The 26,976-nt window shown below is 63.6% G+C and carries 28 protein-coding genes and 1 riboswitch; of the genes, 14 read left to right on the top strand and 14 right to left on the bottom strand.

Features of this window, described 5'->3' with window-relative positions; all coding sequences use genetic code 11:
• Nucleotides 1–162 precede the first annotated feature (162 nt).
• The 4 genes from AC4CS3_RS02175 to AC4CS3_RS02160 all read left to right on the top strand — a co-directional run bounded on the left by AC4CS3_RS02175 (nucleotide 163) and on the right by AC4CS3_RS02160 (nucleotide 3,008).
• Complete coding sequence (locus AC4CS3_RS02175) at nucleotides 163–963, top strand: LOG family protein (protein ID WP_490782010.1); 801 nt, start codon at nucleotides 163–165, stop codon at nucleotides 961–963.
• Nucleotides 964–1,000: 37 nt separating this feature from the next.
• A complete protein-coding gene (locus AC4CS3_RS02170; RefSeq protein ID WP_437770913.1) occupies nucleotides 1,001–1,336 on the top strand; it encodes a DivIVA domain-containing protein in 336 nt (111 codons plus the stop codon).
• Complete coding sequence (locus AC4CS3_RS02165) at nucleotides 1,333–2,610, top strand: hypothetical protein (RefSeq protein ID WP_490782009.1); 1,278 nt, start codon at nucleotides 1,333–1,335, stop codon at nucleotides 2,608–2,610. Before AC4CS3_RS02170 ends, AC4CS3_RS02165 begins: the two co-directional genes overlap by 4 nt.
• Nucleotides 2,611–2,840: 230 nt before the next feature.
• Nucleotides 2,841–3,008: a DUF3117 domain-containing protein gene (locus AC4CS3_RS02160; protein ID WP_009357720.1), complete on the top strand. Its 168-nt coding sequence runs from the start codon at nucleotides 2,841–2,843 to the stop codon at nucleotides 3,006–3,008.
• 75 nt (nucleotides 3,009–3,083) lie between these two features.
• Here AC4CS3_RS02160 and AC4CS3_RS02155 read toward each other — a convergent pair whose 3' ends face one another.
• Nucleotides 3,084–3,716: an O-methyltransferase gene (locus AC4CS3_RS02155; protein ID WP_236812041.1), complete on the bottom strand. Its 633-nt coding sequence runs from the start codon at nucleotides 3,714–3,716 to the stop codon at nucleotides 3,084–3,086.
• Nucleotides 3,717–3,987: 271 nt separating this feature from the next.
• On the opposite strand from AC4CS3_RS02155, the gene sigE reads away from it, so the two are divergent.
• From sigE to AC4CS3_RS02140, 3 genes are read left to right on the top strand one after another with little or no spacing between them, the layout of a single operon-like run.
• The gene (gene sigE / locus AC4CS3_RS02150; protein ID WP_490782008.1) at nucleotides 3,988–4,632 is read left to right on the top strand and encodes an RNA polymerase sigma factor SigE; all 645 of its coding nucleotides are present in this window, start codon (nucleotides 3,988–3,990) and stop codon (nucleotides 4,630–4,632) included.
• A 36-nt stretch (nucleotides 4,633–4,668) separates the two neighbouring features.
• Complete coding sequence (locus AC4CS3_RS02145; protein WP_490782007.1) at nucleotides 4,669–5,550, top strand: hypothetical protein; 882 nt, start codon at nucleotides 4,669–4,671, stop codon at nucleotides 5,548–5,550.
• Between the two features lie 31 nt (nucleotides 5,551–5,581).
• On the top strand, nucleotides 5,582–5,956 hold the full coding sequence (locus tag AC4CS3_RS02140) for a twin-arginine translocase TatA/TatE family subunit (RefSeq protein ID WP_490782006.1): 375 nt from the start codon (nucleotides 5,582–5,584) through the stop codon (nucleotides 5,954–5,956).
• A gap of 5 nt (nucleotides 5,957–5,961) precedes the next feature.
• Here the strand turns inward: AC4CS3_RS02140 and AC4CS3_RS02135 are convergent, their stop codons facing one another.
• Genes AC4CS3_RS02135 through AC4CS3_RS02125 form a run of 3 tightly spaced genes read right to left on the bottom strand, consistent with a single transcriptional unit; the run spans nucleotide 5,962 to nucleotide 9,078 of the window.
• Nucleotides 5,962–7,089: an Mrp/NBP35 family ATP-binding protein gene (locus AC4CS3_RS02135; RefSeq protein ID WP_490782005.1), complete on the bottom strand. Its 1,128-nt coding sequence runs from the start codon at nucleotides 7,087–7,089 to the stop codon at nucleotides 5,962–5,964.
• Between the two features lie 11 nt (nucleotides 7,090–7,100).
• Nucleotides 7,101–7,745: a DUF1003 domain-containing protein gene (locus tag AC4CS3_RS02130; RefSeq protein WP_490782004.1), complete on the bottom strand. Its 645-nt coding sequence runs from the start codon at nucleotides 7,743–7,745 to the stop codon at nucleotides 7,101–7,103.
• Nucleotides 7,746–7,794: 49 nt separating this feature from the next.
• A complete protein-coding gene (locus AC4CS3_RS02125; RefSeq protein ID WP_236812034.1) occupies nucleotides 7,795–9,078 on the bottom strand; it encodes a magnesium transporter MgtE N-terminal domain-containing protein in 1,284 nt (427 codons plus the stop codon).
• Between the two features lie 76 nt (nucleotides 9,079–9,154).
• Between AC4CS3_RS02125 and AC4CS3_RS02120 the strand changes: the two genes are divergently transcribed.
• Nucleotides 9,155–9,976 (top strand): YflT domain-containing protein, encoded by an 822-nt coding sequence (locus AC4CS3_RS02120; RefSeq protein ID WP_490782003.1) that lies wholly within the window; start codon nucleotides 9,155–9,157, stop codon nucleotides 9,974–9,976.
• Between the two features lie 50 nt (nucleotides 9,977–10,026).
• Here the strand turns inward: AC4CS3_RS02120 and AC4CS3_RS02115 are convergent, their stop codons facing one another.
• From AC4CS3_RS02115 to AC4CS3_RS02105, 3 genes are all read right to left on the bottom strand, one after another.
• Nucleotides 10,027–12,507 (bottom strand): FtsX-like permease family protein, encoded by a 2,481-nt coding sequence (locus AC4CS3_RS02115; RefSeq protein WP_490782002.1) that lies wholly within the window; start codon nucleotides 12,505–12,507, stop codon nucleotides 10,027–10,029.
• Nucleotides 12,467–13,240 (bottom strand): ABC transporter ATP-binding protein, encoded by a 774-nt coding sequence (locus AC4CS3_RS02110; protein ID WP_490782001.1) that lies wholly within the window; start codon nucleotides 13,238–13,240, stop codon nucleotides 12,467–12,469. Before AC4CS3_RS02110 ends, AC4CS3_RS02115 begins: the two co-directional genes overlap by 41 nt.
• A gap of 495 nt (nucleotides 13,241–13,735) precedes the next feature.
• Nucleotides 13,736–15,319, bottom strand: coding sequence for an aminopeptidase P family protein (locus tag AC4CS3_RS02105; RefSeq protein WP_490782000.1), 1,584 nt, complete (start codon nucleotides 15,317–15,319; stop codon nucleotides 13,736–13,738).
• An 80-nt stretch (nucleotides 15,320–15,399) separates the two neighbouring features.
• Between AC4CS3_RS02105 and AC4CS3_RS02100 the strand changes: the two genes are divergently transcribed.
• Nucleotides 15,400–16,245, top strand: a complete 846-nt coding sequence (locus AC4CS3_RS02100; RefSeq protein WP_490781999.1) for a PHP domain-containing protein — start codon at nucleotides 15,400–15,402, stop codon at nucleotides 16,243–16,245.
• Here AC4CS3_RS02100 and AC4CS3_RS02095 read toward each other — a convergent pair.
• The 4 genes from AC4CS3_RS02095 to thiE all read right to left on the bottom strand — a co-directional run bounded on the left by AC4CS3_RS02095 (nucleotide 16,242) and on the right by thiE (nucleotide 21,365).
• Nucleotides 16,242–17,105 (bottom strand): DNA-methyltransferase, encoded by an 864-nt coding sequence (locus tag AC4CS3_RS02095; RefSeq protein ID WP_490781998.1) that lies wholly within the window; start codon nucleotides 17,103–17,105, stop codon nucleotides 16,242–16,244. The genes AC4CS3_RS02100 and AC4CS3_RS02095 overlap by 4 nt on opposite strands.
• 8 nt (nucleotides 17,106–17,113) lie before the next feature.
• Nucleotides 17,114–18,835 carry a DEAD/DEAH box helicase gene (locus tag AC4CS3_RS02090; protein ID WP_490781997.1) on the bottom strand — a complete coding sequence of 574 codons (1,722 nt, stop codon included), beginning with the start codon at nucleotides 18,833–18,835 and terminating at the stop codon, nucleotides 17,114–17,116.
• Nucleotides 18,836–19,123: 288 nt separating this feature from the next.
• On the bottom strand, nucleotides 19,124–20,638 hold the full coding sequence (locus tag AC4CS3_RS02085) for an RNB domain-containing ribonuclease (protein ID WP_490781996.1): 1,515 nt from the start codon (nucleotides 20,636–20,638) through the stop codon (nucleotides 19,124–19,126).
• Between the two features lie 37 nt (nucleotides 20,639–20,675).
• A complete protein-coding gene (gene thiE, locus AC4CS3_RS02080; RefSeq protein WP_490781995.1) occupies nucleotides 20,676–21,365 on the bottom strand; it encodes a thiamine phosphate synthase in 690 nt (229 codons plus the stop codon).
• A gap of 26 nt (nucleotides 21,366–21,391) precedes the next feature.
• A riboswitch (TPP riboswitch) is annotated at nucleotides 21,392–21,511 on the top strand.
• Between thiE and thiO the strand changes: the two genes are divergently transcribed.
• The 4 genes from thiO to AC4CS3_RS02060 all read left to right on the top strand — a co-directional run bounded on the left by thiO (nucleotide 21,503) and on the right by AC4CS3_RS02060 (nucleotide 24,249).
• The gene (gene thiO, locus AC4CS3_RS02075; protein WP_490781994.1) at nucleotides 21,503–22,807 is read left to right on the top strand and encodes a glycine oxidase ThiO; all 1,305 of its coding nucleotides are present in this window, start codon (nucleotides 21,503–21,505) and stop codon (nucleotides 22,805–22,807) included. It overlaps the preceding riboswitch by 9 nt.
• Complete coding sequence (gene thiS, locus AC4CS3_RS02070; protein WP_490781993.1) at nucleotides 22,804–23,040, top strand: sulfur carrier protein ThiS; 237 nt, start codon at nucleotides 22,804–22,806, stop codon at nucleotides 23,038–23,040. Before thiO ends, thiS begins: the two co-directional genes overlap by 4 nt.
• A 3-nt stretch (nucleotides 23,041–23,043) precedes the next feature.
• Entirely contained in the window at nucleotides 23,044–23,850 is an 807-nt protein-coding gene (locus AC4CS3_RS02065; protein ID WP_490781992.1) for a thiazole synthase, read from the top strand.
• A gap of 60 nt (nucleotides 23,851–23,910) precedes the next feature.
• Nucleotides 23,911–24,249, top strand: a complete 339-nt coding sequence (locus AC4CS3_RS02060) for a 4a-hydroxytetrahydrobiopterin dehydratase (protein ID WP_490781991.1) — start codon at nucleotides 23,911–23,913, stop codon at nucleotides 24,247–24,249.
• Between the two features lie 132 nt (nucleotides 24,250–24,381).
• On the opposite strand, the gene AC4CS3_RS02055 is transcribed toward AC4CS3_RS02060, so the two are convergent.
• From AC4CS3_RS02055 to AC4CS3_RS02045, 3 genes are read right to left on the bottom strand one after another with little or no spacing between them, the layout of a single operon-like run.
• Complete coding sequence (locus AC4CS3_RS02055) at nucleotides 24,382–24,684, bottom strand: hypothetical protein (RefSeq protein WP_490781990.1); 303 nt, start codon at nucleotides 24,682–24,684, stop codon at nucleotides 24,382–24,384.
• A 36-nt stretch (nucleotides 24,685–24,720) separates the two neighbouring features.
• Nucleotides 24,721–24,945, bottom strand: coding sequence for a DUF3107 domain-containing protein (locus tag AC4CS3_RS02050; protein WP_059387503.1), 225 nt, complete (start codon nucleotides 24,943–24,945; stop codon nucleotides 24,721–24,723).
• 50 nt (nucleotides 24,946–24,995) lie between these two features.
• Nucleotides 24,996–25,652, bottom strand: coding sequence for a TetR/AcrR family transcriptional regulator (locus AC4CS3_RS02045; RefSeq protein ID WP_415983880.1), 657 nt, complete (start codon nucleotides 25,650–25,652; stop codon nucleotides 24,996–24,998).
• 85 nt (nucleotides 25,653–25,737) lie between these two features.
• Between AC4CS3_RS02045 and moeB the strand changes: the two genes are divergently transcribed.
• A complete protein-coding gene (gene moeB, locus AC4CS3_RS02040; protein WP_490781989.1) occupies nucleotides 25,738–26,949 on the top strand; it encodes a molybdopterin-synthase adenylyltransferase MoeB in 1,212 nt (403 codons plus the stop codon).
• Nucleotides 26,950–26,976 lie beyond the last annotated feature (27 nt).

Genomic DNA, 26,976 nt, shown 5'->3' with positions numbered 1-26,976 from the left:
ATACCTGCTTTGCAGCTATCTGACAGCAATTGGTGGGCAGGGAACTCAACACCGCAAACAACAGGGACACGCCGGAACGGCTGCAGCGCCCATCCGCGCTAGCCTAGGTCAATGAGTACCAGCCAGCCCCAAGTTCCAAGTCCAGACGCCAATGGAAAGGCGATGAGCAACGGATCGGCAGCGTCAGCTCCGGCCGTAGCCGCGGAGCCGCCAGCCAAGCACAAAGGACCCTTGGAGCTTCGGCGCAAACAGGCCGCCATGCCGATGTCGGACCAGCGGCTCCTGGACACCAGGGGAGCCGAGCACTTCATTCACACCGACCCGTGGCGGGTCCTGCGGATCCAGAGTGAATTCGTTGAAGGCTTCGGTGCGCTCGCTGAGCTCGGCCCTGCCGTCAGTGTCTTTGGCTCCGCCCGCACCAAGCCGGGCACAGGCTATTACGACATGGGCGTTCAGGTCGGCCGCCACCTCGCCGAAGCCGGCGTCGCCGTCATCACCGGCGGTGGCCCGGGATCCATGGAAGCCGCCAACCGGGGGGCCGTTGAAGGCAACGGTGTTTCCGTGGGACTGGGAATCGAGCTGCCCTTCGAACAAGGCCTCAACCGCTGGGTGGACCTTGGCATCAACTTCAGGTACTTCTTCGCCCGCAAGACCATGTTCGTCAAGTACGCGCAAGGGTTCATCGTCCTTCCGGGCGGCCTGGGAACCCTTGACGAACTGTTTGAAGCCATGGTCCTGGTGCAGACCCGCAAGGTGACATCGTTCCCCATCGTTCTTCTGGGGGTCGACTTCTGGAGCCCGATGATCGAATGGATCAAGGGGACCCTCGTGGCCGAAGGAATGGTCTCCGCCAAGGACCTGGACCTTATCCAGCTTGTGGACGATCCTGCGGACGCCGTTCACCGCGTCCTGCACGGAATCCCGCGGCCACCCTCGACCAACGGAGACCAGCGCCCGGAGTAGCCTTGCCGGAACTGAGCTCTCAGCTGAGTCTGGCACGATGGTTGTTGTGAGCTTTTTTCTGGTCTTTCTCGCCATTGTCATTATCGGTGCCGTGTTGTTCCTCGGCGCCGGAATGGCGAAATCCAGCCGCGACCCCGGCGCCGGGTTGGATGAACCCGTTCCGAACCTGCCGCCCGTTCTGTTACCGGCCGGAGCCAAGGCGTCCGACGTCGACCGCGTGCGCTTTGCCCTCGGGCTGCGGGGCTACCGGATGGACCAAGTGGATGAGGTCCTCGATGAGCTGAGGGACCAGCTCACCTGGCAGGAGAGGGAAATCGAACGGCTGAAACTGGCCCTTGAAGCAGCCGGGACCCAGGAAGCACCAAAAGAGTGACCCCGTCAGTCGAATCGCGGTCCTCGACGGGATTCCTGGCCCGAAGACTGAGCCGCGCCGGAGCCCACGCAGCGAGCTGGCCGTGGTGGATCCAGGTCGCCCTCATCTACATCGCCTCGAGGCTCGTCAGCGCTTGTATTTTCATGGCTGCCGCATTGCAGCAAGGCGTCAATCCGTGGTTTCCGCCAGCACCCGACTACTGGAACTTCATCACGATCTGGGATGGGCGCTGGTACTCCGAAGCCGCAAACAACGGTTACCCGTCTGTTTTGCCGGTCAATGCGGACGGCGGCGTCGCGGAAAATTCCTGGGCGTTCTATCCACTGTTTCCGTACCTTGCCCGCGCCGTCGGTGCACTCACCGGATTGGCGACGCTGCCGGCCCTGACGGTCGTCGCCATGGTTGCCGGGCTTGGGGCGGCCCTGGTGGTCTACAAACTGTTCCGGGAATTCGCCGGGCGAACAACTGCGCTGTGGGCACTGACCTTCTTCTCGATGTTCCCCGTCTCGGCCATCCTGCAGGTCCCCTATGCGGAATCCCTCAATACCCTTCTCTTGGCCGGTTCGCTTCTACTTGTGGTGCGACGTAAGTATCTTGGCGCGATGCCCGTGGTCTTGCTCATGTGCCTATCACGGCCCACCGGAGTGCCCTTCGCGGCCATGGCGGGCCTGTTGCTGCTCCACCACCTGTGGAAGAGGTTCGGACGCCGCTCCGGCGCCGGATCCATTCCGGACTCCGTGCCAACAGCCGCCGTACCGACGCTCCGGGAACTCATATCGTTGGCCGCGCTCGTGGTCGTCAGCGTGGCAGGGGCTTTCGCCTGGCCGGCCATTGCCTGGGCGGTCACGGGGGATCCGCTGGCCTACACCAAGACCGAAACTGTTTGGCGCGGCGCTGACCTCGTTCCGTTCAAGCCGTGGTTCGAGACCGGTCAAATGCTCTTCGGACCGGTACTCGGTATTCTGGCGCCGTTTGTCTTCGTGGCGCTCTTTGCCCTGCTGATGATGAGCAAACCTGTCCGGGCACTGGGCACCGAAATGAGGCTGTGGTGCGCGTGCTACATGGGCTACCTCCTGGTCTTCCTGCACCCCCAGACGAGCACGTTCCGGATGCTCCTGCCCTTGTTCCCCTTGGCGCTCAGTGCAGCCTGGTTGTCCCGCTCGAAGGCCTACCGCGGCACCGTGGTGGTCATGTTCTTCCTCCTCCAGATCGTATGGATAGTCTGGCTGTGGGCGTGGGCGCAGTTGCCGGGCGGCGGCGACTACCCTCCGTGACGCTGCGCGTCGTTTCGGCTGTTCAAGCGCGATCACGGCCCGCCGGGAAAAGTCCATCAATTAGCTACGGGCGGGTAATTACGAGATAATGGACACAAGCAAGGACAAAGGCACTCTCGGGTGCCCGGCGACGACGACTGAACTGCCATGACTGTCGACGCCGTATATTCCACGCGGAGCCAACCCGGCCGGGTTGGCGGGATTTGGGACAACTGGAGGGGATTTTCCTAATGGCGGCTATGAAACCACGTACTGGCGACGGCCCTATGGAAGTAACCAAAGAGGGCCGCAGCCTGATCATGCGTGTGCCGCTCGAAGGCGGAGGACGGCTGGTGGTCGAGCTCAACGCAGCAGAGGCGGCGAACCTCAAGGAATGCCTTGTTGGCGTTACCGAATAGATTCACTGGGCAGGGCCCGGCAGAAGAGCCGGCGCCCTGCTTTCATGTTTAAGGCTGAAAGCGAAGGCTGGCCGGTTACTTCTTGACCGCTACCAGCAAGCCGTCGCCGGTAGGAAGCATCGCCGAAGAGAGTCGCTCGTCGTCGCGGATGGCTTTGCCGATCTGGCGCAACACCACGGTGGTGCTGTCCCTGGCAGCCGGGTTGGAAACCTTGTCCTTGTCCAGGGCGTCATTGATGACCAGTGTTCCGCCCGACTTGAGCAGCCTGATGGCCTGCTCGACATAACGGGGGAAGTTGGGCTTGTCTGCGTCGATGAAGACGAGGTCGTAAGCGGAGTCGGTGAGCCGCGGCAAGACGTCGGCTGCACGGCCGGAGATGGTCCGGGTCCGGTTCGCGGGGCTGCCGGATTCCAGGAAGGCCTCACGGGCGGCCTTGAGGTGCTCGACGTCGACGTCGATAGTGGTCAGCACAGCCTGCGGGCTGAGGCCGCGCAGCAGGCACACGCCGGAGACGCCAGCTCCGGATCCGACCTCCACAACCGTCTGGGCCTTCGATGCCGCGGCGAGGACTGTCAGGACAGCTCCAACGCCGGGGCTCACGGGAGTAACGCCCAGCTCGAAAGAGCGTTCACGGGCGCGAAGCAACACGTCGTCCTCGGCAGGCAGATCTTCTGCGTAGGACCAGCTGGTTGACTTGTCGGCACTCATGGGGGTTCGCTTTCCAGGCAGAGGGGTATTGCTTCCAGACTACTGGCTACGGGGCGTCCGGCCCGGACGCCCGCGGCCCGCAATTCTGTGTCTTTCCGGGTGTCTTCCCGCGTGTCCTCCGGACAATGTTCGCTCTGCGGGAAAAGCCTGCCTGTGATCAGCAAAATCTCAGGCAAGACTGGGATGATGTATATCCAGCCATCCAAGCGAGGGCCGGCAACGAACTCCTGAGTGACCGGCAGGATGACAAACAGTTTGAGGGGAGCGGACGATGCGGGCATCAAGTGCTGCGCCAGTCCAGACAACGGCAGCAGTCCTGGGTTCCACCGACACGGCCCCTACGGCCGAAGAGTGGGTCAGGCCAAGCTGGGAAGAAGTGGTGGAGAACCACTCCGCCAAGGTCTTCCGCCTTGCCTACCGGCTCACTGGAAACAAGTTCGACGCCGAAGACCTCACCCAGGAAGTCTTCGTCAGGGTCTTCCGTTCGCTCGAAAACTTCAAGCCAGGCACACTCGACGGCTGGCTGCACCGCATCACCACCAACCTCTTCCTTGATACGGCGCGTCGGAAGAGCCGCATACGCTTCGATGCCTTGGCCGAAGACGCCGAATCCCGGTTGCCGGGGCATGAACCCGGGCCCGAGCAGAGCTTCGAGCTGAACAACCTCGATCTCGACGTCCAGCGCGCCCTGGAAGAACTCCCCCCGGACTTCCGCGCCGCCGTCGTGCTTTGCGATCTGGAAGGCCTTTCGTACGACGAAGTCGCCGAAGCACTTGACGTGAAGCTGGGGACCGTCAGGTCCCGCATCCACCGCGGACGGACAATGCTTCGTGAAAAGCTGGCGCACAGGGATCCGCGTCCCGTCCAAGCCCGCAAGCCGCGGCTAAAGATGCCGCGCATCGCCGGTCTCCTTTAGTCGCCGATGGGTCTGCTGAAAGGACGACGCGGTGGTTTGACCCGGGGAAGTATCCGGCACAGCCGCGCCCCGGGCCACCTGCAGGAATGCTCTGAATGCCACGCCGCGGTCCTGTGGGAGCGCCAGTACCTGGAACGGCTTCGCCGTGCCGCGGTTCCGGAGGCGAGCCAGGATTTCACCAACAGGCTGATCGAACACACCCAGCGGTTGGCGCAATCCGATTTTCCTGAGCGCCCTGTGCCCCAGCGAAGCGTGTGGCACGGTATCCGGCTTGCCAGCGCCGCGGCCGGCGGACTCGCCGTGAGCGCCGGAATCCTGGCGGTTGCAGCCTACGCGGTCGGCGGTGAAGTTACGCCGCAGGCCTCCAACCGCGGAGAGCAGGAAGTCCGGACGCTGGTCAGTTCAACCGTGCCCGCAAACGTCGGAGAGCAGCTCCCCGTGACTGGTGCGCAGTTGAGTCTGCCCGCGAGCGTGGCCGGGACGGTGAGCCTGAGCGAGCAGCAGTTGTCCGAACTGCGGCGAGACGGCTGGGCATGTCCCGAAATGGCGAGCATGGGATACCACGTGGTTTCCGCCCGGGCCTTGATACAGGACGGGCATCCCGCCGTTGAGCTGCACCTCAGCGACGGTGACCACCACGCCACCCTGGTGGAGCAGCACTTGGAGGGCAGCGGCACTTCAGGAACCCAACTGTCCATCACCCAAGGGGCCCCGTGGCAGGCCGTCTATTCCTCGCCGGTGGCCGTGCTGCGATATTCCTCCGACATGCCTGCCAATCAGGCTGCGGGAGCCGTTCCTGAGCTCGTGAAGGCGGGCGATTCGCTGGTGGTGGCCCGGCCCGCCGAAAACAGCGCCGAGACCTGGAACGAACGGCTGCAACGGGGACTCCATGCCCTGGCGGGCCTCGCGGGTTTCTGAGCGGACCAACGGACAAGGTAATCTTCGATACGTGTTTGGAATCAATGGCTCGGAGTTTCTCATCCTGCTGATCATCGGCGTCATCGTGATCGGCCCCAGCCGTTTGCCTGAATACACGCGGAAGCTGACGAACCTGGTCAAGGAGCTGCGGCGCATGGCGTCCGGTGCCCGCGAGCAGATCAAGGAAGAAGTCGGCATCGACATCGATGAAGTCGACTGGAAGAAGTATGACCCGCGCCAGTACGATCCGCGCCGGATCATCAAGGAAGCACTGCTCGACGACGACACGAAGCCTGTCAGCGACGGTGCGCCTGTCGCCGTGGACACCCCCACGAAGGTTCCCGAGCGCGTTGTTGAACGGCTTTCCATTGGTGAAAAGGCGCCCTTCGACGCCGAGGCCACCTAAAAAAGCTATTTCGGCTGGATCCCGAGGGACATTCCGGCGAGGCCGCGCGGCTTGGCGTTGAGCTTTCCAGCGATGCCCTGAAGTGCCTGTGCGGCGGCCGTCTCCGGAGCCGTCAACACCAAGGGACGGCCCGCGTCTCCGCCTTCGCGCAGACGGATGTCCAAGGGGATCTGTCCCAACAGCGGAACGTCGGCGCCGACGGCGGCGCTCAACCGCTCAGCCAGCACCCGCCCGCCGCCGCTTCCGAACAATTCCATCCTGCCGCCGTCGGGCATTTCGAGGAAGGACATGTTCTCGACGACTCCGGCAAGCTTCTGGCCGGTCTGCGTTGCGATGGTTCCGGCTCTCTCGGCAACATCCGCCGCTGCGGCCTGCGGGGTGGTCACCACGAGGATTTCCGCGTTGGGAAGCAACTGCGCCACCGAGATGGCGATATCGCCCGTGCCTGGCGGAAGATCCAGGAACAGGGCATCCAGATCGCCGAAATAGACATCCGTGAGGAATTGCTCCAGCGCACGGTGCAGCATGGGTCCCCGCCAGGCCACCGCCTTGTTCCCGGAAACAAACATGCCAATGGAGATCACCTTTACGCCGAAGGCCACGGGCGGAAGGATCATGTCGTCCACCCGTGTGGGCTGCTGCGTGATTCCCATGAGCGCCGGGACGGAGAAGCCGTGGACGTCGGCGTCGACGATTCCCACGCGCAGCCCCTGCGCCGCAAGTGCGCACGCAAGGTTGACCGTCACCGAGGACTTTCCCACACCGCCCTTGCCGCTGGCCACGGCGAAGACTTTCGTTAGGGAGCCCGGCTCGTTGAAGGGGATTCCACGTTGCCCCCCTGCGCCTCTCAACTGTTCCTTGAGTGCGTCGCGCTGCGCTTGTGTCATGACCTTGAGCTCGACCTCGACGCCCGTCACGCCCGGAACCCTCGTCAGGGCAGCCGTGGCGTCGGCCGTGATCGTCTCACGCAGGGGGCAGCCGGCGATGGTCAGCAGCACCACAACCCGGACGGTTCCGTCCGGACTGGCCTCTACTGAATCCAGCATCCCCAACTCAGTGATGGGACGGCGGAGTTCGGGATCGATAACGGTTGCCAAGGCAGCGTTGAGGGCCTCGACAGATGGTGTGCTCATGGGGTGGATGTTCAGCTTTCGGGCTGGGCGGGAGGACTTGAGTGACGCGCCGGCGAAGTGCCGACTGCCGAGAGGTCGGGGGCAGGCTGCTCCGCGTTCGAATGCGCCGGATGGACCTTGGGAATCTGTTGTGTGGGGGGATTGCGCTGTTTATTGCGCTTGTCCTTGATTTTGTCCTTGGCTTTCTCGCCGTTGTTTGAGCCGCCGGAATTGTTCGGACCCAACTCCTCCTGCGCTTCGAGCAGATCCGACAGCAGCGAGCGGAGTTCTGCACGTACGTAGTCCCTGGTAGCGACCTCACGCAAGGCGATGCGAAGAGCCGCGACCTCACGGGTCAGGTATTCGGTGTCAGCCAGATTGCGCTCGTCACGGGCGCGGTCCTGCTCGATTGTCACGCGGTCCCTGTCGTCCTGGCGGTTCTGGGCCAACAGGATCAGGGGTGCGGCGTAGGAGGCCTGCGTGGAGAAGAAAAGATTCAGGAGGATGAACGGGTACGGATCCCACTGGAAGCCGAACAAGCCAATAACGTTGAACGCAATCCAGACGATCACGAAGATCGTCATGTAGAACAGGAAATTCGCCGTACCCATGTAGCGGGCGAAGCGCTCGGCAAATCGGCCGAAGGCATCGGGATCGCTGCCGAAGTTCGGCAGCATGCGGGAACGTAGCTCGAGCGGGGTGTCCAGTCCTCCGCTGGTGGGCTTCTCAGCCAATTCGGCCTCCTAGTTTCCTGATCGGGGCTCCGTCTTCGTGGGTTCGCCAGTCGTCCGGGAGCAAATGGTCCAAGAGGTCGTCAACAGTCACCGCCCCTACGAGGCGACCGGCGCTATTCACGACCGGGAGGGAGTTGAGGTTGTAGGAGGCCATGGTATGGCTGACCTCGCTGACGCTGGCGTGATCGGAAACCGGCTCCAGGTTCTTGTCCACGATGCTGCCCAGCTGTTCGGGCGGGGCGCTGCGGAGCAATTGCTGGATATGCACGACGCCGAGGAATCGTCCCGTGGGGGTCTCCAGCGGCGGGCGGCAGATAAAGATGGCCGAGGCCAGGGCAGGGGAGAGCTCCTCGCTGCGCACATGGGCAAGCGCTTCAGCGACCGTGGCTTCCGGGGGCAGGATGACGGGAACCGGGGTCATGAGCCCGCCGGCGGTGTCTTCGTCATACTGCAGGAGCCTGCGGACGTCGTCAGCCTCGTCGGGCTCCATCAGGAGCAGCAGTTCCTCGGCCTTTGCGGAAGGCAGGTCTGCCAACAGGTCTGCGGCGTCGTCCGGGTCCATCTCTTCCAGTACGTCGGCTGCGCGTTCGTTGTCCAAGGCGGACAGGAGGGTTACCTGGTCCTCTTCCGGCAATTCCTGGAGCACGTCGGCGAGGCGTTCGTCCTGGAGCTCGCTGGCCACTTCGATCCGTCGCTTGTCCGACATCTCCTGGAGTGCGTCGGCAAAGTCGGCCGGTTTGAGGTCCTCGTGGGTGGCAACGAAGTGACTGGCGCCTTGGGGGTCGTTCTCGGAGCCCTGCAGCGTGTCCGCCCAGTCCACCAGGAGGGTGTGACCGCGGCGCAGCCCTCGCAGCCTGGAGGTAGACGTGCCGCGTCGAATGAAAAGCTTGGAGACCAGCCAGTCACCGTTGCGCTGCTGGTCCATGGCGATGTCTTCGATGATGGCATCGCCGCTGCCGTCCTTGAGGGTCACCTTGCGATCAAAGAGCTCGCCGACCACCAGCTGTTCGGCACCGCGTTGCTGGAAGCGGCGCAGATTGACCAGTCCGGTGCAGATGATCTGGCTCTGGTCCATGGACGTCAGCCTGGTCATGGGAACGAAGACGCGCTTCTTGCCCGGAACTTCGACGACGATACCCACTGCGTGCGGGGCCCCGCGCAGGCCCCGCGAGAGCACCACGACGTCGCGCAGCCGGCCCAGGCGATCGCCGAGGGGGTCGAAAACGTCGAGGCCGAGCAAGCGCGCAACAAAGATGCGTGAAGGATTTGTGCTCACCCTTACAGGCTACCGAGTCTGCTCTCTTTTAGCTGAATTTCAGCCGGTTCACATGTGTATGGGACAGAATGGGGGTATGGCGAACATTTTCGGTGCCCCTAAGGCCACGGAGGAATCCCGCAGCGTCCCCAAGGGCGACACCGTGGGCTCTTATACTTCCTATCTCGATGCCCAGAAGGCGGTGGATTATCTTGCCGACCAGCAGTTCCCCGTCCAGCATGTCTCCATTGTCGGAAACGACCTCAAAATGGTGGAGCGGGTAACGGGACGGCTCAGCTACCCGCGGGTCGCTTTGTCCGGCGCCCTGAGCGGTATGTGGTTCGGCCTGTTCGTGGGCGTCATGCTTTCGTTCTTTACCCCTGCCGGGGGACCCTTCTCGATTGTGACGTCGGTCCTGATGGGCGCGGCATTCTTCATGCTCTTCGGGATCGTCACCTACGCTGCTCAGCGCGGGAAGCGGGACTTCACCTCCACCAGCCAGGTAGTAGCGACGAACTATGACGTCATTGTGGCGTTGGAAGCATCGCAGGAAGCCCGCCGTCTCCTTCACCAGTTGCCGATGAATCCCTCCGAAGCAGCCTTCGGCCGACCGCCGCAGGCATACACGCCGCAGGACTACCGGAACCCGCCGGTCCATCCGGGTGCGCCACAGGGCCCGGCTCCGGAACGTCCAGCGTCCTGGCAGGACCCCTATGGCCAGCGTGGACCCGAAGCCGGACAGGGCACGGCCGCCGAGCCCGCCCAGCCTGTTGCGGATGCCCCGGCCCCAGCCCCGGCCCCGACCGCCGGCGTCCGCTACCCGGATCTTCCCGACGGCCGTCCGCAGTACGGTGTGCGGGTGAACGAACCCGGAAGCGGCGAGCAGGCCGCCAACGGTGAGGATCCGGCGAAGCAGTAGCTATCGCTGGGCCACGATCCGCAGGGCCTCCCACGCTGCCGGATTCGCCGCTACTCAGCCCTCAAGGCAGCTACCGGCTTTATTCGAGCCGCCCTGCGGCTCGGTCCTATCGCCGCAAGGCATAACGCCGTCAGGGTGACAATTGCGATTCCACTGAATGCCAGGACGGAAACAGTCGGGCTCAGCGTCACTCCGAGTGCCCCGGCGACAAGCTGGGTCAGCACCCCCCCAGCCAGCTGACCAACGAGAAGACCCCCTGCCAAGGCTGCAATTCCGAGCAAAATCGCATCAACGGCAACTAGCCTCGTTATGTCGCCCCGGGTGGCGCCAATCGCGCGCAGCATCCCGAACTCTTTCTCCCGACGAGCGACGCCGACTGAGAGCAGGCCGGCGGCGCCGACCGCGCCGAGACTGAGTGCAAGCACCACGATGCCGAAGGCAGCTCCGGCATATGAACCGAGTTCTGATTCTGCGCGATCCTTCATTTTGGCGGCCGTGATCACCGAGACCCCAGGGATGTCGGCAACAGAATCAGCGATCTGGTCCCGTAGCGCTGTGACGTCGACGCCCGGCTTCGCTTCTACATTCCAGCCGTTGGATCCAGTGATTCCGAGCTCGGCAGCCGCGTCACGACTCATCACCACTTGGTTCCCTGTTGCCAAGGACGCAAACGTCCCGACCAGCCGAAGCGAGAGGGTTTTGCCTGCCCGATCTAATCTGACGGTGTCGCCCAAGGAAATATCGCGGCTCACGGCGAGAGCTTCAGGAATGATGACCGCGCCTCCCTTTTCCAGGGCAAGGGGCGCTGTCCCGTCATTTCCCCGGCGCCATGGAAGCTGGGCTGTGGCGAAATAGCTGTTTGGATCGACAGCAAGGATTGCAATCTGGCTCGAGGTCCCCTGGAACTGCAATGCTCCGCGGTCCCAAACAGTGTCTGAAACCCTGTTGATCATTTCAATGGACCCCAAGCGTTTGTCCAGTTTCTCGGTGATAGGCGTCGTGGAGGATATTTGAATGTCGGCCCCGAATTGGCGAACAATCTGCTCCGTCATGGCGCTCTTCACAGATCCGACCCCGATCACGAGGGCTGCACCCAGGCAGACGACAACGCCCATGATGGCCGTCGTAGAGTCGAGCGATGCGTGTTTGCGGAGGCGCTGGGCCGCGGCCTTGCCTGTCCACCCCTTGAAGATCTGTAGCCTGGTGGCGGCTGCGAGAATAAACGGAGCAAGGAAACCCGCGGCGGCCAGCGACAGGACGAAGCCAACGAGCTTCACGACAACGGAGCCAAGCCAGTAGCTGGCGACTCCGAATGCGAGGAGCATGATGCCGACGGCGACGCGGAGTCTCTGCCCAGACCTGCGCTCCGCACCTTCAGGCGAGATGGCCGTAAGAGGGGCCTGGCGTAGCACTTTCACTATGGCCCGAGCGGCCCCGGCGCAACCCGCGGCGACCCCGCTCAGGATGGCAAGCAGAACTTGCCAAAGTTCGGCCGCCACGGTTGCTGCAGGTATGTTGCCGATCGACGATAGCCCTTGGTTGAGGATCCAGCTGACGCCAAACCCAAGCCCCAACCCGGCCACCGAGCACGCGAACGCGAGCATCAGTGCCTCACATAAGACGGCGCCTGCCAGCCAGGAACCGCGGGCGCCGACGGCTCTCATGACTCCGTAAGTCAGCCGGCGGGCGTTCACGACGGCTTGGAAGGCCGTCGCTGATAGGAGGATCGAAATGCCGAGAACGGTGCAGGAGGCGATCATCAAGATGAGTGAAACAACGGTGATGAGGGGACCGAGGGTCGAATTGAGGGCAGAAGTGTCCTGCACTTTGAACTGAGAAGGCAGGCTGGACGAATATTCGCTCTGCCAGCGTTCCGCGGAGTGTCCGGCCGTCAGCTGGATGTCAACTCTTGATACTTGGCCCTGTTGGTTGAATATCATCTGGGCGTAGGACAAATCGACAAAGATGTTGTCGTATGCCAACGGCCCAAGAACCTTGCCATTGAACACGCCGACGACGCGCAATTGCGTGGTCCCATCGCTCGACGCGACCACCAGCGAATCGCCTAAATCCACACCTAAGCGCGAAGCGACGTCAGCCGGAACCAGGGCCTCGGGCTTGTTTACGGCAGGGAGCCCGCCCCTAAGCTCGAGCCTCCTAAGTTGAAGCTCTGTGTTGAGCGTGGTGGGGTAACCGGTAACCGTCAGGGGGTGGCCGGTGCCAGAGGTTCCCGAGGGCCGGACGCTCGAATTCCGAGCCAGAGTCGGGATCGGCGTCGCAACCCCAGGGAGATCCGCAATTGCCCTCACTGCGCTCTCGGGGGCCGTCGTCCCGGGAGTAGCAGGGACCACGGCGACGTCGCCAATGCCTGATAGCGAGCCAACTCCTTGCGAGAGCTGGTCGTTGATGCTTTTCGATGTGAGGAGAGTGCCGAAAATGAGCGCTACGCCGAACACCAGCGCAACCGCTGCGACTCCATATCGCGGAAAATCAAAGCGAAGTTGCCGAAAACCACGAGCGAACGCGTTCATTATGGTGAGCATCTCCCTCCTGATGTGGTGCGTTGAGGTCAAGTTGATCAATGATCGTCCCGTCCCTCAGCGCAATGATCCGGTCGGCATAACTCGCAGCATATGGATCATGGGTGACCATCAGCCCGCTGGTACGACGATCGCCGCCAATCGCGTCGCGAATCAGACGGAGAACAATATCTCTGCTCCTCGAGTCGAGGCTTCCTGTCGACTCATCGGCGAGGACGATGCTAGGAGCCCCGAATAGCGCTCGAGCTACGGCGACCCGCTGACGTTGTCCGCCTGACAACTGGTCGGGGAATCTATCGGCATATTCAAACAGTCCCAGCTGTTCGAGCAGCACCAGTGCATCTGCTCGCCAACGCAAGCCTTTTTGGCCGGAAACAATCGATGACAACGCAGTGTTCTCCACTACCGTCATGCTTGGAACAAGATGAAATGCCTGGAAAATGAATCCGACATTCTCCCGCCGGAAGATTGTCTTCTGTTTTTCGTCCATTCCGGAGACACGGAGTCCTGCTACATCGATACGTCCTGCAGTCGGCGAATCGATTCCTCCGACCAACTGGAGCAGGGTTGACTTGCCGGATCCAGATGGGCCAATGACGGCAACAAGTTCACCCGGCTGGATCTCCAGTTCAGCAATATCTAGTGCAGCCTTCTCGTTTCCGGCACCGTCGTCATAGTGGCGACGAACGCTTTTGAGGGAAATGGCGGGAAAGTTGTTGGTCATGTTTCGACTGCCCCGACTTGGGGGAGCATCCACTCAAATTCGAACCACATTTCCCATTCTCCGACGTCGCTGGTGAGAAACTCAGACTCAATGACATCCCGATCGGCCACGACGGATCGGTGACGTTCTTGCTATCTCACTTGGTTCGTTGGTGGCGATACACAAGCCCCGCCACCAACGAACCGAGCGTGGCAACAGCACCAAACGGGGGATCGACTATCGGTGCTGCGCCTAGGAGGAGGGTACAAGTGCCGAAGGGCGTCTCCGTGTGGATTTCGCCAATCTCAGTGGTCAAAACGGCAAATCTCAGTGTAAAAAAGCCGAAATTCAGTGGACGGAAGCCGGCGTCTACGTGCTTGAACTCCTGCAGGACGTGGCATAGGAGCTCGTCATCATCGCAGCCGGCCACCACTACTAGGACGGCGCAAAGCAAAAGAGGAGGGCTACCGGATCTTCAAGATCCGGTAGCCCTCCTCGTGTTTTTTGCCTCAGTGGTTACGCTTCGGCGTCCTGGTAGATGCCCGCCATCCAGGACTCGACGTCGTCGGCCTTGCGGGGGAGGGCGGCGCTGAGGTTGACGGGACCGTCTGCCGTCATCAGGATGTCGTCCTCGATCCGGACTCCGATTCCGCGGTATTCCTCCGGAATGGCGAGGTCCTCGTCCTTGAAGTAGAGCCCGGGTTCGATGGTGAACACCATGCCCTCGGTGAGTACGCCGTCCAGGTAGAGATCACGCTTGGCCTGAGCACAGTCGTGGACGTCCAGCCCAAGGTGGTGGCTGGTGCCGTGTGGCATCCAGCGGCGGTGCTGCTGGCCTTCGGTGCTGATGGCTTCCTCCACGGAGACCGGCAGCAGTCCCCACTCGGCAAGGCGCTCTGCGAGGACCGTGGTGGCGGCGGTGTGGATGTCGCGGAACTTCACGCCCGGCTGGGCTGCGGCGAATCCGGCGTCGGCGGCGTCAAGGACGGCTTCATAGACCTTGCGCTGGACGTCCGAGAACTTTCCGTTGGCGGGAATGGTACGCGTTACGTCGGCTGTGTAGAGGGAATCTGCCTCCACACCGGCGTCGAGCAGCACGAGTTCCCCGGCGTTGACCTTGCCGGTGTTCCGGGTCCAGTGCAGCACCGTGGCATTGTTTCCTGCGGCCGCGATGGTGTCGTAGCCGAGCTCGTTGCCTTCCTCACGGGCACGTGCGAAGAAGGCGCCTTCGATGACGCGTTCGCCGCGGTGGTGGGTCATGGCGCGGGGGAGGGCGAGGACCACCTCTGCGAAACCCTCCACGGTGGCCGCTACAGCGGTCTTCATCTGCTCGACTTCCCAGTCGTCCTTGAGCAAGCGCAACTCGGAGAGCGCCTCGCTGAGCAGTTCGTCCAAGGCATCGAGCTCGCCGAGGTCCAGGTTCTCCGGATCCTTCGCTGTGTTGTAGCGGGCGGTGTCCACGAGGGCATCGATGTTCTCGTCGACTTTGCGGACCAGTCGGATGGAGATGCCGCCGATTTCCGGGGCACCCACGTTCTTGGTGATGGCCATCTCGAGTTCGTCGAGATGCGCCGTCCTGAGTCCGAGGCGCGCTTCGAATTCGGCGAGCGTCGGACGCGCGCCGATCCAGAACTCACCAGAACGCGAGTCGGCGTAGAACTGTTCAGTGTCCCGGCCGGCGAGCGGACGGAAGTAGAGCGTCGCGAGGTGGTTGCCGCCGTCGTCGCCGGTTCCCTCCTCGACAGGTTCCAGGACCAGCACGGCATCGGGCTCGTGGTCCAGGCCCAAGCCCGTGAGGTGGGCGAAGCCGGAATGGGGCCGGAAGCGGTAGTCGGTATCGTTCGAGCGGACCTTGGGCGGACCGGCAGGTACAACGAGGCGCAGGCCCGCGAACTTGTCGGAGATGGCCCGACGACGCGTCGCGGCATGGTCTGCGACGGCGTCGCGCGCAGGGGTCACCTGCGGCGCAGGCGCCCAATTGCTGGCCATGAACGCCTTGAAGGCATCGGATGTGGGCCGCTGGGAGCGGTTGTTGACGCGCTCCTCCAGGGGCTGGGAGGCTGTGGTTTCACCGTTTTGGGTGTTATCTGCATCGTTCACCGTCCAATAGTCCCATCAAGGCCGACACTAGGCCAACGCCGAAACGGTCCAAGCCGTCCCCAATCAAATACGCTTGGAAAGTGAAGATCGACCTGCACGCGCACTCCAATGTTTCCGACGGGACCGAGGCTCCCGCGGGAGTGATCGCTTCCGCATCAGCTGCGGGTCTGGATGTGGTGGCCTTGACCGACCACGATTCCACTGACGGATGGGAGCAGGCCTCGGTCGCAGCCCGCGAATTCGGAGTGGCTTTCGTGCCAGGGATAGAGATCTCGTGCCGCACCCGGGAGGGGATCAGCGTCCATCTGCTCAGCTATCTCCACGATCCCGCACATCCCGGCCTGCTCGAGGAAATCACCAAGGCGAAAGACGCGAGGCTCACCCGCGCTAAAAGGATGGTCACGCTCCTGGCCGAGGACTACCCCTTGAGCTGGGACGATGTCATCCATCATGTGGCTCCGGGTGCCACTGTGGGCCGGCCCCACATCGCCGACGCCCTCGTGGCGGCCGGTGCGGTGGCGAGCCGCTCCGAGGCGTTCACGGCGATCCTGACTTCGCACTCGCGCTATTTCGTGCAGCACTACGCACCGGACCCGGCGCTCGCCGTCGAGCTCGTCCGGTCGGCGGGCGGTGTCCCCGTCTTCGCGCACCCGGTGGCCTCGGCCCGCGGCCGGGTGGTCGGGGAGCGGACTTACCGGGAAATGATCGACGCCGGCCTTCTGGGGCTGGAAGTGGACCACCGCGACAATCCCGAGGAAGGCCGCGTGTTCCTGCGGCGCATGGCTGCCGAGCACGGGTTGTTCATGACCGGATCGTCCGACTACCACGGGACCGGCAAGCCCAATCTGCTCGGGGAGAACCTGACGTCACCCGATGTCCTGGCCCGCATCGAGGAGCTGGGCACGGGAAGTTCAGTGGTTCGCTAGTTGGGGTAGAAGGTGGCCTTGCCGTCCAGGCGCTTGCGCATCACGTCGATGGCCGGGGCGTTCTGGTCCACGCACACGAACCTTCGCTCGAGCTTCGCCGCGACCGAACCAAGGGTTCCTGAGCCCGCGAAGAAGTCCAGGCACCAGTCTCCTGGCCGGCTCGATGCCGTGACGATGCGCCGGACCAGGCCTTCCGGCTTCTGCGTCGGGTAGCCGGTCTTTTCCTTGCCTGTCGGGGAAACGATGGTGTGCCACCAGACGTCCGTGGGAAGCTTCCCGAGTTCGCGTTTGGCCGGCGTTACAAGGCCCGGCGCCATGTACGGCTCACGGTCGACCTCGGCGTTGTCGAAGTGGTACTTGGCAGGGTTCTTGACGTACACGAGGATGTTGTCGTGTTTGGTGGGCCAGCGGTTCTTGGCGCGTGCGCCGTAGTCGTAGGCCCAGATGATTTCGTTCAGGAAGCACTCGCGGCCGAAGATCGAGTCCAGCATGACCTTGGCGTAGTGCACTTCGCGGTAGTCCAGATGCAGGTACAGGGTGCCGTCGTCGGCGAGCAGGCGCCAGGCCTCCACGAGCCGGGGTTCCAGGAAGGACCAGTAGTCGCTGAAGGCGTCGTCGTACTTGTGCAGGGCGCCCTTGATGGTGTCATAGGAGCGTCCCTTGAAGCCGACGCGGTCGCCGTCGCCGTCGGCGTTGCGGACCATGCGCGTTTCCTGGCGGCTCTGGACCCGGCCCGTATTGAAGGGCGGGTCCACGTAAATCAGTGTGAAGGCGCCGTCCGGCAGCGTCGGGAGGAAATCCGCGTTGTCCGCGTGAACCACCAAATTGCTGCCGTCCGGCGCCCAAACAATGTCACTCATTGAGGCCGTTAAGCCTCGGTGTTCTCGCCGGACGCACCGGAAGCCGAGACCACTTCGCCGTTGCGGCGGCGGGTGCGGGAACGGCGTGCGCGGGAAGGCTTGTCCGCGCCTTCGCCGGACTGTGCCTGCCCGGATTGGGGCTCGGCAGACTGAACTGAACCTCCAACGGGGGCTGCTTCGCCTTCGGACGTACGACGGCGGCGGGTGCGGTTGCGTCCGCCCTCACCGTCTCCTTCGCGGGACGGAGCATCGCTGGACTTTGTACCGCGGCGTGCACCTTCACGGCCACCTTCACGCCCGGCGTCGCGTCCCGTGCGTCCACGCCCGGAATCGCCGCCTGAACGGGAGTTCTTCTTGCCGGTCTCGCCCAGATCTTCCAGGACCTCAGCGTCGACGCCGGCGAGGGTGCGCTTGTCGCGGGGCAGGCGGCCCTTGGTGCCCGCGGGGATGTCCAGTTCCTCGAAAAGGTGCGGCGACGAGGAGTAGGTTTCCACGGGCTCCGGGTAGCTCAGGCCCAGCGCCTTGTTGATCAGGCCCCAGCGCGGCATGTCGTCCCAATCGACGAACGTCACGGCCGTGCCCTTGTTGCCTGCGCGGCCGGTGCGGCCAACGCGGTGCAAGTAGATCTTTTCGTCTTCGACGCACTGGTAGTTGATCACGTGCGTGACGTCATCGACGTCGATGCCGCGGGCGGCGACGTCGGTGGCCACGAGGACGTCCACCTTGTTGTTGCGGAAGGCGCGGAGAGCCTGCTCGCGGGCGCCCTGGCCCAAGTCACCGTGGATGGCGGCGGCTGCGAAGCCGCGGTCCACGAGTTCCTCGGCAACCTTGGCTGCGGTGCGCTTGGTCTTGGTGAAGATGATGGTCCGGCCGCGGCCGCGGGCCTGCAGAATGCGGGCGACGACCTCGACCTTGTCCATGCTGTGGGCACGGTAGATGAGCTGGCGGATGTCGCGCTTGGTCAGGCCTTCGTCGTCCGGGTCGGCGGCACGGATGTGCGTGGGCTGCGTCATGTAGCGGCGCGCCATGGCGATGACCGGGCCAGGCATGGTGGCCGAGAAGAGCAGGGTCTGGCGGACGGCGGGTGTGCCGGCAATCAGGGTCTCGACGTCCGGAAGGAAGCCGAGGTCAAGCATCTCGTCTGCTTCGTCGAGAATCACCATGCGAACGTTCTTGAGGTTCAGGTGCTTCTGCTTGTAGAGGTCGATCAGACGGCCGGGAGTGCCGACAACAACCTCGACGCCCTTTTGCAGGGCTTCGATCTGGGGCTCGTATGCGCGGCCGCCATAGATGGTGGCGATGCGGGCGTTGCGCTTCCGGGACGCCGTCTGGAGATCGTTGGCCACCTGAACGGCGAGTTCGCGGGTAGGAACAATCACGAGGGCCTGGGGTGCACCCGGGACAGCGAGCTTGTCGTGCCCGGCGTCGTCCGGTCCGACGACGCGCTGCAGTGCCGGAATGCCGAATCCGAGAGTCTTGCCGGTACCGGTCTTGGCCTGGCCGATGATGTCGTGACCGCCTAGGGCGACCGGGAGCGTCATGGACTGGATGGGGAACGGGTGGGTGATTCCGGCGTCGGCGAGGGATTCAACGATGTCGGCGCGGACGTTGTAGTCGGCGAAGGTCTTTTCTGCGATCTCGTGGGGTGTTTCGTCCGAGGAAATGGTTTCCTCGGGTTCGATCGTTTCGGTTCCGTCGGTCAGAACTTCATGGGTGTGCAATTCACTCACAGTGGAGTTTTCCTTATTCATTTGGGCTGCGCTGCGTGCTCAACGGTTGTGGCAGGGCCGTTCCGGAGCACGGATGGGCGCAAGCAAATCCAGTGGAAGCCGATCGCGGGCTATCTAAATACTGGCACTGGGGACCAGTTGGTGTATCTCAAGATCGCGTAGGGGCGGGCTTGTTGATGTCAAAAAATTAACTGAATCAACGACCGGGCATCCATTACTACTCACCCAGTCTAGCGTCTGGGCGCGATAATCCCCGGATCCCGGTCCCGGGCCTGCGAACGGATGGCGCTACGGGATCAGTTCGAAGGTGATCTGGCGGGTGGCAATGTCCGCGTCAAGCAGTTTCACGCGGACCTTCGTGCCCGACTCCATTTCGCCGTCGCAACGAGCGGTGACCGCCGGCTCGGCGATCTGGACGATGCCGTAGGGGCCGTGCGGGGCTCCGTTCCCATTGCCATTACCGTTGTTGCCATTGGCGCTGTTCCCGTTGCCGTTTCCGTTGTTCTTGGCGGGCTTCGATCCGGAAATCACTACGGCGTCGAATTCCTGTCCGATGTGGTTCACCAGGAGCGCTGCCTCCACCGTGTCCAAGGCCAGGCGTTCCATTTTGGCGGCAAGCTGGTCGGAAGACGCCATGATCACCGGCAGGGTCGGCAAAGCATTCCGGGCCCATGCAGGGATCTCTGTTCCATTACTCAGTGCTTCGCAGATGACCAGCACAAAACGATCGACAAGCCGGCGCAACGGCGCGGTGGTGTGGGCATAGGGTGCCCCGATGGCTGACTGCATGACGCTGCCCGGTACCTCGCCGTCGAAGGGCGTGTAGCCGGCACCACGGAAAAGCAGCCCCGCTGAATGGAGGATGGCCAGTTGCCGGGGGTCCTTGGCGTCGAGGGTCCGCAGGTACGCTCCATAGTTCGTCCCCTCGGTCCAGGGCTTGCCGAGCGCCCCCGTTTGCCGTTTGAAATGGAGCAGCGAGCGCTCATCGGGGGCCGGCATGGTGCGCAAAATCCCCACTTTGCCGTCGAGCATCAGCTGGGCGGCGGCCATCCCGGTCATGAGCGAAATCTGGGCGTTCCAGTCCTCAACCGGCAGCGAGGGAGCTGCGACGATCCTGTACCCCCCGCCGTCGGGCAGTTGGACGATTTCCTGCTCAGGCATGTTCAGGCTTGCTCCGCCGCGGCGGCGTTCGAGTTCCACCCGCTTGAGCCCGACCTCCTTGAGCAGCTGCAGGACGGGATCAGCCGTTCCGGAATCGATCTCCGCCTGCACGCCCTTGTAGCTGAGCTTGGCGCGGCTCCGTACGCTTGCCCGACGGACGGAGACGGTGCGGAAGTCCGCCTCGGCATCGAGTTCGAAGTCCCACACGAACGCGCCGCACGTCTGGCCGGCCAGCAGGCTTCCGGCATGCTCGCTGATGATCTCGGGGTGCAGCGGGATGCGGCCATCCGGGGCATAGTACGTTTGCCCGCGGTGGCGGGTCTCGGCGTCGAGCGCTCCTCCCGGGGGCACAAAGGAGGGCACATCGGAGATGGCGTAGAGAACCCTGTAACCATCCCCGGACCTGTCAATGAAGAGAGCCTGGTCGAGATCCGTGGAGGAGGCCGGGTCGATCGTGATGAAAGGAACGTCCGTGAGATCCTGCGCCGGCAGCGTGTGTCCGGAAACCGCGGTTTCAGCGTCGCGCAGCGCTTCAATGGGATAACCTGCGGGCAGCTCGAGTTCAGTCCGAAGCGCCGCCAGCGCTTCCGCGAGGTGGTTCGACGTTTCACTGACATTCGGGGCTAACCGCTGATGTGACACGAAAATCAGGGTAACTCCAAAATCTTCCGGCGTCTCGCTAGGCCGCCGCTGCGTCCAGGGCAGCCAGGAGCGCCTGGGCAGCTGCCGTCGGATCCTGCGCTTCGGTGATTGCGCGCACCACCACGATGCGGCTGGCGCCGGCCCTAACTACCTCTTCCACGTTGCCGAGATCGATCCCGCCGATCGCAAACCAGGGGAGCACGACGCCCCCGACGGTCTCTTCGTCTGCCTGCTTCACCGCGTTGGCAGCGTACTTCACCAGATCGAGCCCGACGGCGGAGCGTCCCGGCTTCGTGGGGGTGGCCCACACCGGCCCGACGCAGAAGTAGTCCAGGCCGCTGCGGCCAGGCGACGCGGCGATGGCGGCGTCAATCTGTTCCGGCGTGTGCGTGGAGAGGCCGATGATGGTGGGGTCGTGGAGCAATTTCCGGGCAGAGCGCAGCGGAATGTCCTTTTGGCCGATATGGAACACCGGTGCGCCGGAGAGGGATGCTACGTCCGCGCGGTCGTTGACTGCCCAGAGACGGCCGTGACGATGGGCCACGGATTGCAGGATCTCCAGGAGTTCGAGTTCTTCCGCCGCTTCAATCGACTTGTCACGCAGCTGGATGATGTCCACGCCGCCCTCGAATGCGGCATCGACAAACTGCTCAAAATCACCCTGTTCCTTGCGGGCGTCGGTGCAAAGGTAAAGGCGGGCGGTGGTGTGGACATCGTGCTGGGTCATGGAAACAGAGTAGTTCCTCTAAACTGGGCTGGTACCGCGGGAGCCGCGGCGGCAGTCACAATCGCCGCGCGGCTGAGAGGGCTTCAGCGCCGACCGCTTGACCTGATCCGGCTAGTACCGGCGTAGGGAAGGACTCCATGAACGAAGTAAACGCCCAGCACGAACCCCTGCGCGCGGATGTCGCGGTGATCGGGGGCGGTGTCATTGGCCTCGGCATCGCGTGGGAAGCCCGCAGATCCGGCCGTTCGGTTGCCCTCATCGATCCCGCACCAGCCAGCGGCGCTACGTTCGCGGCGGCGGGAATGCTGGCGCCGGTCAGCGAATTGCACTACCAGGAAGAGGACCTCCTGGAGCTAATGCTCGAATCGTCGGCGTTGTGGCCGGACTTCGAACGCAATGTGACCGGCTCGAGCATCGGCCGCAGCACGGGTTACCGTACGACGCCGACGCTCGCCGTCGGCGCGGACGCTGCGGACCGCCGGGCGCTCGCCGATCTCCGGGATGTCCAGCTGGCCAACGGCCTGGTGGTGGAATCCGTGCGGTTGCGCGAGGCGCGGGAGCGTGAGCCGCTTCTGAGCCCGCAGATTTCCTGCGCCTTCGACATCCCGGGCGACCACCAAGTGGATCCACGCCGGCTTTCGGCCGCGATTCTGGGTGCGCTGGCAGACCACCAGTCCGGCAATTCCAGCTGGATTCCGGGGGCCGATGACGGTTTTGCGGTCCACGACACTGCAGCGGGCCTCCTGTGGGAGGACGGGCGCGTCGTCGGGGCCGTGCTCGGCTCAGGAATCGAAGTGCTCGCCACGGAAACAGTGGTAGCCAACGGACTGGATGCCGCCCGCTTGAGCGGCCTGCCGGATGGATTGTCACTCCCGTTGCGTCCGGTGTATGGCGACATACTGCGGTTGCGCGTCCCGGCGCACCTGCAACCCCTGGTCACCGCCACGGTCCGGGGAATGGTGCGCGGAGTGCCCGTCTATATCGTGCCCCGCGACGACGGGACGGTGGTGATCGGCGCGACGCAACGTGAAGACGGCTTGTCGGCGTCCGGGGGATCGGCCAACCCGGTGTCAGCCGGTGGCGTGTACCAATTGCTCCGCGACGCCCAGGTACTTGTCCCGGCTGTGGCCGAACTGGAACTTCTGGAAGCAACTGCCCGAGCGCGCCCGGGCACTCCGGACAATGCACCGCTGCTGGGCCGCGTGGAAGGGCGCGAAAGAACCGTGCCCGGCCTCATCGTGGCCAGCGGCTTCTTCCGCCACGGCGTACTCCTCACTCCGGCAGCGGCGAAGATCTGCGTCGGACTCATGGACGGCACCGCGGATCCCCGGTGGAACAAATTCCGCCCGGACCGCTTCTCCCACCAGCTCTCAGCGGCACGGGCCTCAACAGACGGCCCATTGGCCGGTACCTCATATCCCCTTCCGAAGGACCACGCATGAACATCAAATTGAACGGCGCAGACCACACACTGAGCGACGACGCGTCTGTCACCACCCTCGTCAGCCACGTCACCGGACGTGTTGTGGACTCCAGCGGCCAGACGGCTGACGGACGCAAGATCGGCGTCGCCGTCGCACGCAATTCCGAAGTGGTCCCGCGCAGCCAGTGGGCTGCCACCGCGCTCGCAGAGGGCGACGAACTCGAAATCGTTACCGCAGTACAGGGAGGCTGAACCATGACCACAGCAAGCACACACGAAGCAAGCACCCGAACCGACGCCCTGGTGATCGATGGTGTCGAATTCGGCTCGCGCCTCATCATGGGCACCGGCGGAGCCCCGAGCCTGGACGGACTGGGGGCGGCGTTGCTGGCCTCCGGCACCGAACTCACCACCGTTGCCATGCGGAGGTACTCGCCGACCGAAACAGGTTCGCTCTTCCAGTTGCTCGTGGACCATGGCATCCGTGTCTTGCCCAACACGGCCGGCTGTTTTACCGCCAAGGACGCTGTCATGACAGCCGAGCTTGCCCGGGAGGCGCTGGAAACGGATTGGGTGAAGCTCGAGGTCATCGCCGACGAACAGACGCTGCTGCCTGACGCAGTGGAGCTCGTGGACGCAACGGAGAAGCTGGTGGACCGCGGCTTCAAGGTCTTCGCCTACACCAACGACGACCCCGTGCTGGCGCTTCGATTGGAAAACCTTGGAGCCGCAGCGGTGATGCCCTTGGGCGCGCCTATCGGCACCGGCCTGGGCATCCTGAATCCCCACAACATCGAACTCATTGTGTCCCGGGCTTCTGTGCCGGTAGTACTCGACGCCGGCATCGGAACCGCGTCCGACGCCGCACTCGCCATGGAGCTCGGTTGCGACGCAGTGCTGCTGGCAACCGCGGTGACCCGGGCCCAGAACCCGGTGCAGATGGGTGAAGCCTTCAAACACGCTGTCATCGCCGGTAGGCTGGCGAAGCAGGCCGGCCGCATCCCGCGCCGGGAACACGCCCTGGCCTCTTCGGCGATGGAAGGCCGGGCAGAGTTCCTCTAGTGGCCTACGCGGGCCGCTCCGGGGATTCCTGCGAATACCACGTCAGCGAAGGAGCCCCGGATGGCCGGCAAAGATGACATCCTCACCAAGTCCGCGATCGACGACGCCCTGGCGGAGCTGCCGGACTGGCGGTACCGCCTGGGCGGACTCGCCACCGTCTACAAATGCCCGACGTCGGCTGCCGCACTGGAGCTGATTGCCGCCGTCGGGCGCATCGCCGAACAGCAGAACCATCATCCGGACCTGGACTGGCGGTACAACCGGGTGTTCATCCGCTACACCTCCCATGACGCCGGGAGCGAGGTGACCCGACGCGACATCCGGGCGGCCACGAGCGCCAGCGAAGCAGCCGCGGAAGTGGGGGCAGTGGCCAAACCGGAAGCCCTACCGGACAGTTGAAGTCGGAATCGACGCCCCGGATCCGGAAGAGATCTCGGAAGTCTGGATGCGACACCCAGGTTTGTCCGTGACACGCAAACAGCTAGGCGACGCCCGGATATGAGTGTCGCCGGCCCGTTCGCGCAGCGCCAGCTAGAGTCGCAGCGCCGCGGTCAGCTGGGCGGTGTCGTGCCGGGTCCGATGACGGCCCAAGAAGTAGGAGGCCGCCGCGGCCGCCACGGTTCCCAGAATGATCGGCAGGACCCACGGGATCCACGTCACGCCAGGCTGGTAGCCAAAGCCAAGTTGGATGAAGATCATCCAACTCAGCATGGCGACGGCGACGGAAACACCAGCGGGCAGGGCGATTCCGTACGTGCCACGGTGTTTGTCAGTTCCCCAGACGATGAAGCCTGAGGCGATGGTGGCTAGCGCCACGATGACAAGTGAGAGCATGCGGACTCCTGGCTCGCTGGTGTTCTTGCGTATCGCTTAGAGGGCGCCGAAGCCGACCCGGCGCACTTCCTCGGCGCCGATCTCCACGTATCCGAGGACATTGCCGGGAACGATGACCTGGCGGCCCTTTTCGTCGGTCAGGCGCAGGTCCGTGCCGTTGGCAATGGCCTCGCTTACGATCTTGGCAACAGCCTCGGCATCGAGAGCGGACTCAAGCGCGATCTCACGGCCAACGTTCTGAATGCCGATCTTTACTTCCACAGCGGGGCCTCCCAGCCAATCAAGAAATTACTCAGTCCTCTATTTGTAGTCTAGGACTCTTTCGGGAAGCGACTGATTCCGCGCCAAGCTAAACGGTAGATCAGATCGCTGGCGACATCGAGGTCCAGATCGCCGTCGGTTTCGAGCCAATACCGGGCGCTGACCTGCGCCATTCCGGCCAGGCCCCGGCCGAGCAGCTGGGCCTCCAGCGGGGGCAGCTTGGTGTCTTCGGCGATGACCTTGGCGACGGCGTCGGCGAAGGTGCGGTTGAAAGTCTCCAGTCGCGAGCTGACATCCGGGTCATTGATGAGATCGGATTCGAAGACGAGCCGGTGGGCTTGGTCATCGCCCGCGATGAAACGGTAGTAGGCGCGCATGACGGCCTGGACGCGTTCCTTGTTGTCCGACGTCGAATTCAGCGCCGTGAGCATCTGGTCCGTGAGCATGGCCAGGTGGCTGTCGAGGAGGGCCATGTAAAGCTCCCGCTTGGACGGGAAGTGCTGGTACAGCACCGGCTTGCTGACATGGGCGGTCTCGGCGATTTCGTCCATCGCTGCACCGTGGAAGCCGTTGGCAACGAAGACTTCCAATGCGGCGTTCAGGAGCTGGGCCCGGCGCTCATCTCGTGGCAGCCTCGCCGAGCGTGGGGAACCGGTCCGATCTTGCCTGACCTGTGCCTCCTGTTTGATACGTGCACTCTCAGCCACTTGTCTGCCGCCTTTCCTTTGCAGTTATGACCACAATACTGCGCAGTAATATGACCGGGCGGCAGCGGCAGGCATACTTTGGAGTATGGCCACTATTTTTGCTGCCCAAACGTTGCCGCCTTCTCCTTCTTCAACACTGCCGCCACTTGTGGAACCGGCCGCGGAGCTGACCACCGAAGAGGTCGAACGGTACTCGCGCCACCTCATTATTCCCGAAATCGGAGCGGCCGGTCAGCGCCGGCTCAAGAACGCAAAAGTCCTCGTGATCGGTGCGGGCGGACTGGGCTCTCCGGCGTTGCTGTACCTGGCCGCCGCCGGCGTGGGGACGCTCGGAATTGTGGACGACGACGACGTCGACCTCAGCAACCTGCAACGCCAGATCATCCACGGCGTGGGCGATGTGGGACGGCCGAAGATCGAATCGGCACGTGACGCCATCAAGGAACTCAATCCGCTGGTCAACGTGCAGCTGCACAACGTGCGCCTGGACTCCTCCAACGCTTTGGAGATTTTCTCCGGCTACGACCTCATCCTGGATGGCGCAGACAATTTCGCCACCCGATACCTGGTCAACGATGCTGCCGCGATCCTCGGCAAACCGTACGTCTGGGGATCCATTTTCCGCTTCGACGGCCAGGTCAGCGTGTTCTGGGAGAAGCATGGACCCAGCTACCGCGATCTCTATCCAGAGGCCCCTCCTGCAGGCTCCGTCCCGTCCTGCGGCGAAGGCGGCGTGTTCGGCATGCTGTGCGCTGCTGTCGGCTCGCTCATGGTGACGGAGGCAGTCAAGCTGATCACCGGCGTCGGGCGCTCCATGCTGGGACGTGTGGCGCTCTTCGACGCGCTCGGCGGCAGCTGGCGCGAAATCAAAGTTTCGAAAGACCCGCAGGCCGAGCCGATCACTGAATTGACCGACTACGAAGCCTTCTGCGGCATCACCCCGGCCCCCGCAGGCGACTCGGTTCCGACCGTCACGGCCACCGAACTTTCCGGGATGCTCGAGGCCCGCGCGGCGGGGCAACGCGACTTTGAACTGGTGGATGTCCGCGAGATCGGTGAACACGAGATTGTGAGCATCGACGGATCGGTGCTCATCCCGCAGGGACGTATCCTCGCGGGGGAGGCCTGGACGGAACTGCCGCAAGACAAAGAGATCGTGTTCCACTGCAAGGGCGGTACCCGTTCCGCTGCGGTGCTCGCGGCCGCACAGCGCGCTGGCTACACGCGCGTGAGCCACCTCGACGGCGGGATCCTGGCCTGGGTGCATGACGTCGAGCCGGGCAAACCGGTTTACTGAACCCACTGTGCTGTTGAACACGCCGTG

The organism is Arthrobacter sp. SE2 (genome assembly GCF_058244265.1).
The sequence above is the reverse complement of the archived record's forward strand: the minus strand, read 5'-3'. Positions and strand labels throughout refer to the sequence as shown.

What these genes read in the sequence shown, in the direction of transcription:
- thiO (WP_490781994.1), top strand. Translation starts at nt 21,503, where the DNA reads ATGAACGAAGTAAACGCCCAGCACGAACCCCTGCGCGCGGATGTCGCG.
- moeB (WP_490781989.1), top strand. Translation starts at nt 25,738, where the DNA reads ATGGCCACTATTTTTGCTGCCCAAACGTTGCCGCCTTCTCCTTCTTCA.
- AC4CS3_RS02160 (WP_009357720.1), top strand. Translation starts at nt 2,841, where the DNA reads ATGGCGGCTATGAAACCACGTACTGGCGACGGCCCTATGGAAGTAACC.
- AC4CS3_RS02055 (WP_490781990.1), bottom strand. Translation starts at nt 24,684, where the DNA reads ATGCTCTCACTTGTCATCGTGGCGCTAGCCACCATCGCCTCAGGCTTC.
- AC4CS3_RS02060 (WP_490781991.1), top strand. Translation starts at nt 23,911, where the DNA reads ATGGCCGGCAAAGATGACATCCTCACCAAGTCCGCGATCGACGACGCC.
- AC4CS3_RS02120 (WP_490782003.1), top strand. Translation starts at nt 9,155, where the DNA reads ATGGCGAACATTTTCGGTGCCCCTAAGGCCACGGAGGAATCCCGCAGC.
- AC4CS3_RS02065 (WP_490781992.1), top strand. Translation starts at nt 23,044, where the DNA reads ATGACCACAGCAAGCACACACGAAGCAAGCACCCGAACCGACGCCCTG.
- AC4CS3_RS02095 (WP_490781998.1), bottom strand. Translation starts at nt 17,105, where the DNA reads ATGAGTGACATTGTTTGGGCGCCGGACGGCAGCAATTTGGTGGTTCAC.
- AC4CS3_RS02135 (WP_490782005.1), bottom strand. Translation starts at nt 7,089, where the DNA reads ATGAGCACACCATCTGTCGAGGCCCTCAACGCTGCCTTGGCAACCGTT.
- AC4CS3_RS02175 (WP_490782010.1), top strand. Translation starts at nt 163, where the DNA reads ATGAGCAACGGATCGGCAGCGTCAGCTCCGGCCGTAGCCGCGGAGCCG.
- thiE (WP_490781995.1), bottom strand. Translation starts at nt 21,365, where the DNA reads ATGACCCAGCACGATGTCCACACCACCGCCCGCCTTTACCTTTGCACC.
- AC4CS3_RS02115 (WP_490782002.1), bottom strand. Translation starts at nt 12,507, where the DNA reads ATGAACGCGTTCGCTCGTGGTTTTCGGCAACTTCGCTTTGATTTTCCG.
- sigE (WP_490782008.1), top strand. Translation starts at nt 3,988, where the DNA reads ATGCGGGCATCAAGTGCTGCGCCAGTCCAGACAACGGCAGCAGTCCTG.
- AC4CS3_RS02155 (WP_236812041.1), bottom strand. Translation starts at nt 3,716, where the DNA reads ATGAGTGCCGACAAGTCAACCAGCTGGTCCTACGCAGAAGATCTGCCT.
- thiS (WP_490781993.1), top strand. Translation starts at nt 22,804, where the DNA reads ATGAACATCAAATTGAACGGCGCAGACCACACACTGAGCGACGACGCG.
- AC4CS3_RS02130 (WP_490782004.1), bottom strand. Translation starts at nt 7,745, where the DNA reads ATGCTGCCGAACTTCGGCAGCGATCCCGATGCCTTCGGCCGATTTGCC.
- AC4CS3_RS02110 (WP_490782001.1), bottom strand. Translation starts at nt 13,240, where the DNA reads ATGACCAACAACTTTCCCGCCATTTCCCTCAAAAGCGTTCGTCGCCAC.
- AC4CS3_RS02170 (WP_437770913.1), top strand. Translation starts at nt 1,001, where the DNA reads ATGGTTGTTGTGAGCTTTTTTCTGGTCTTTCTCGCCATTGTCATTATC.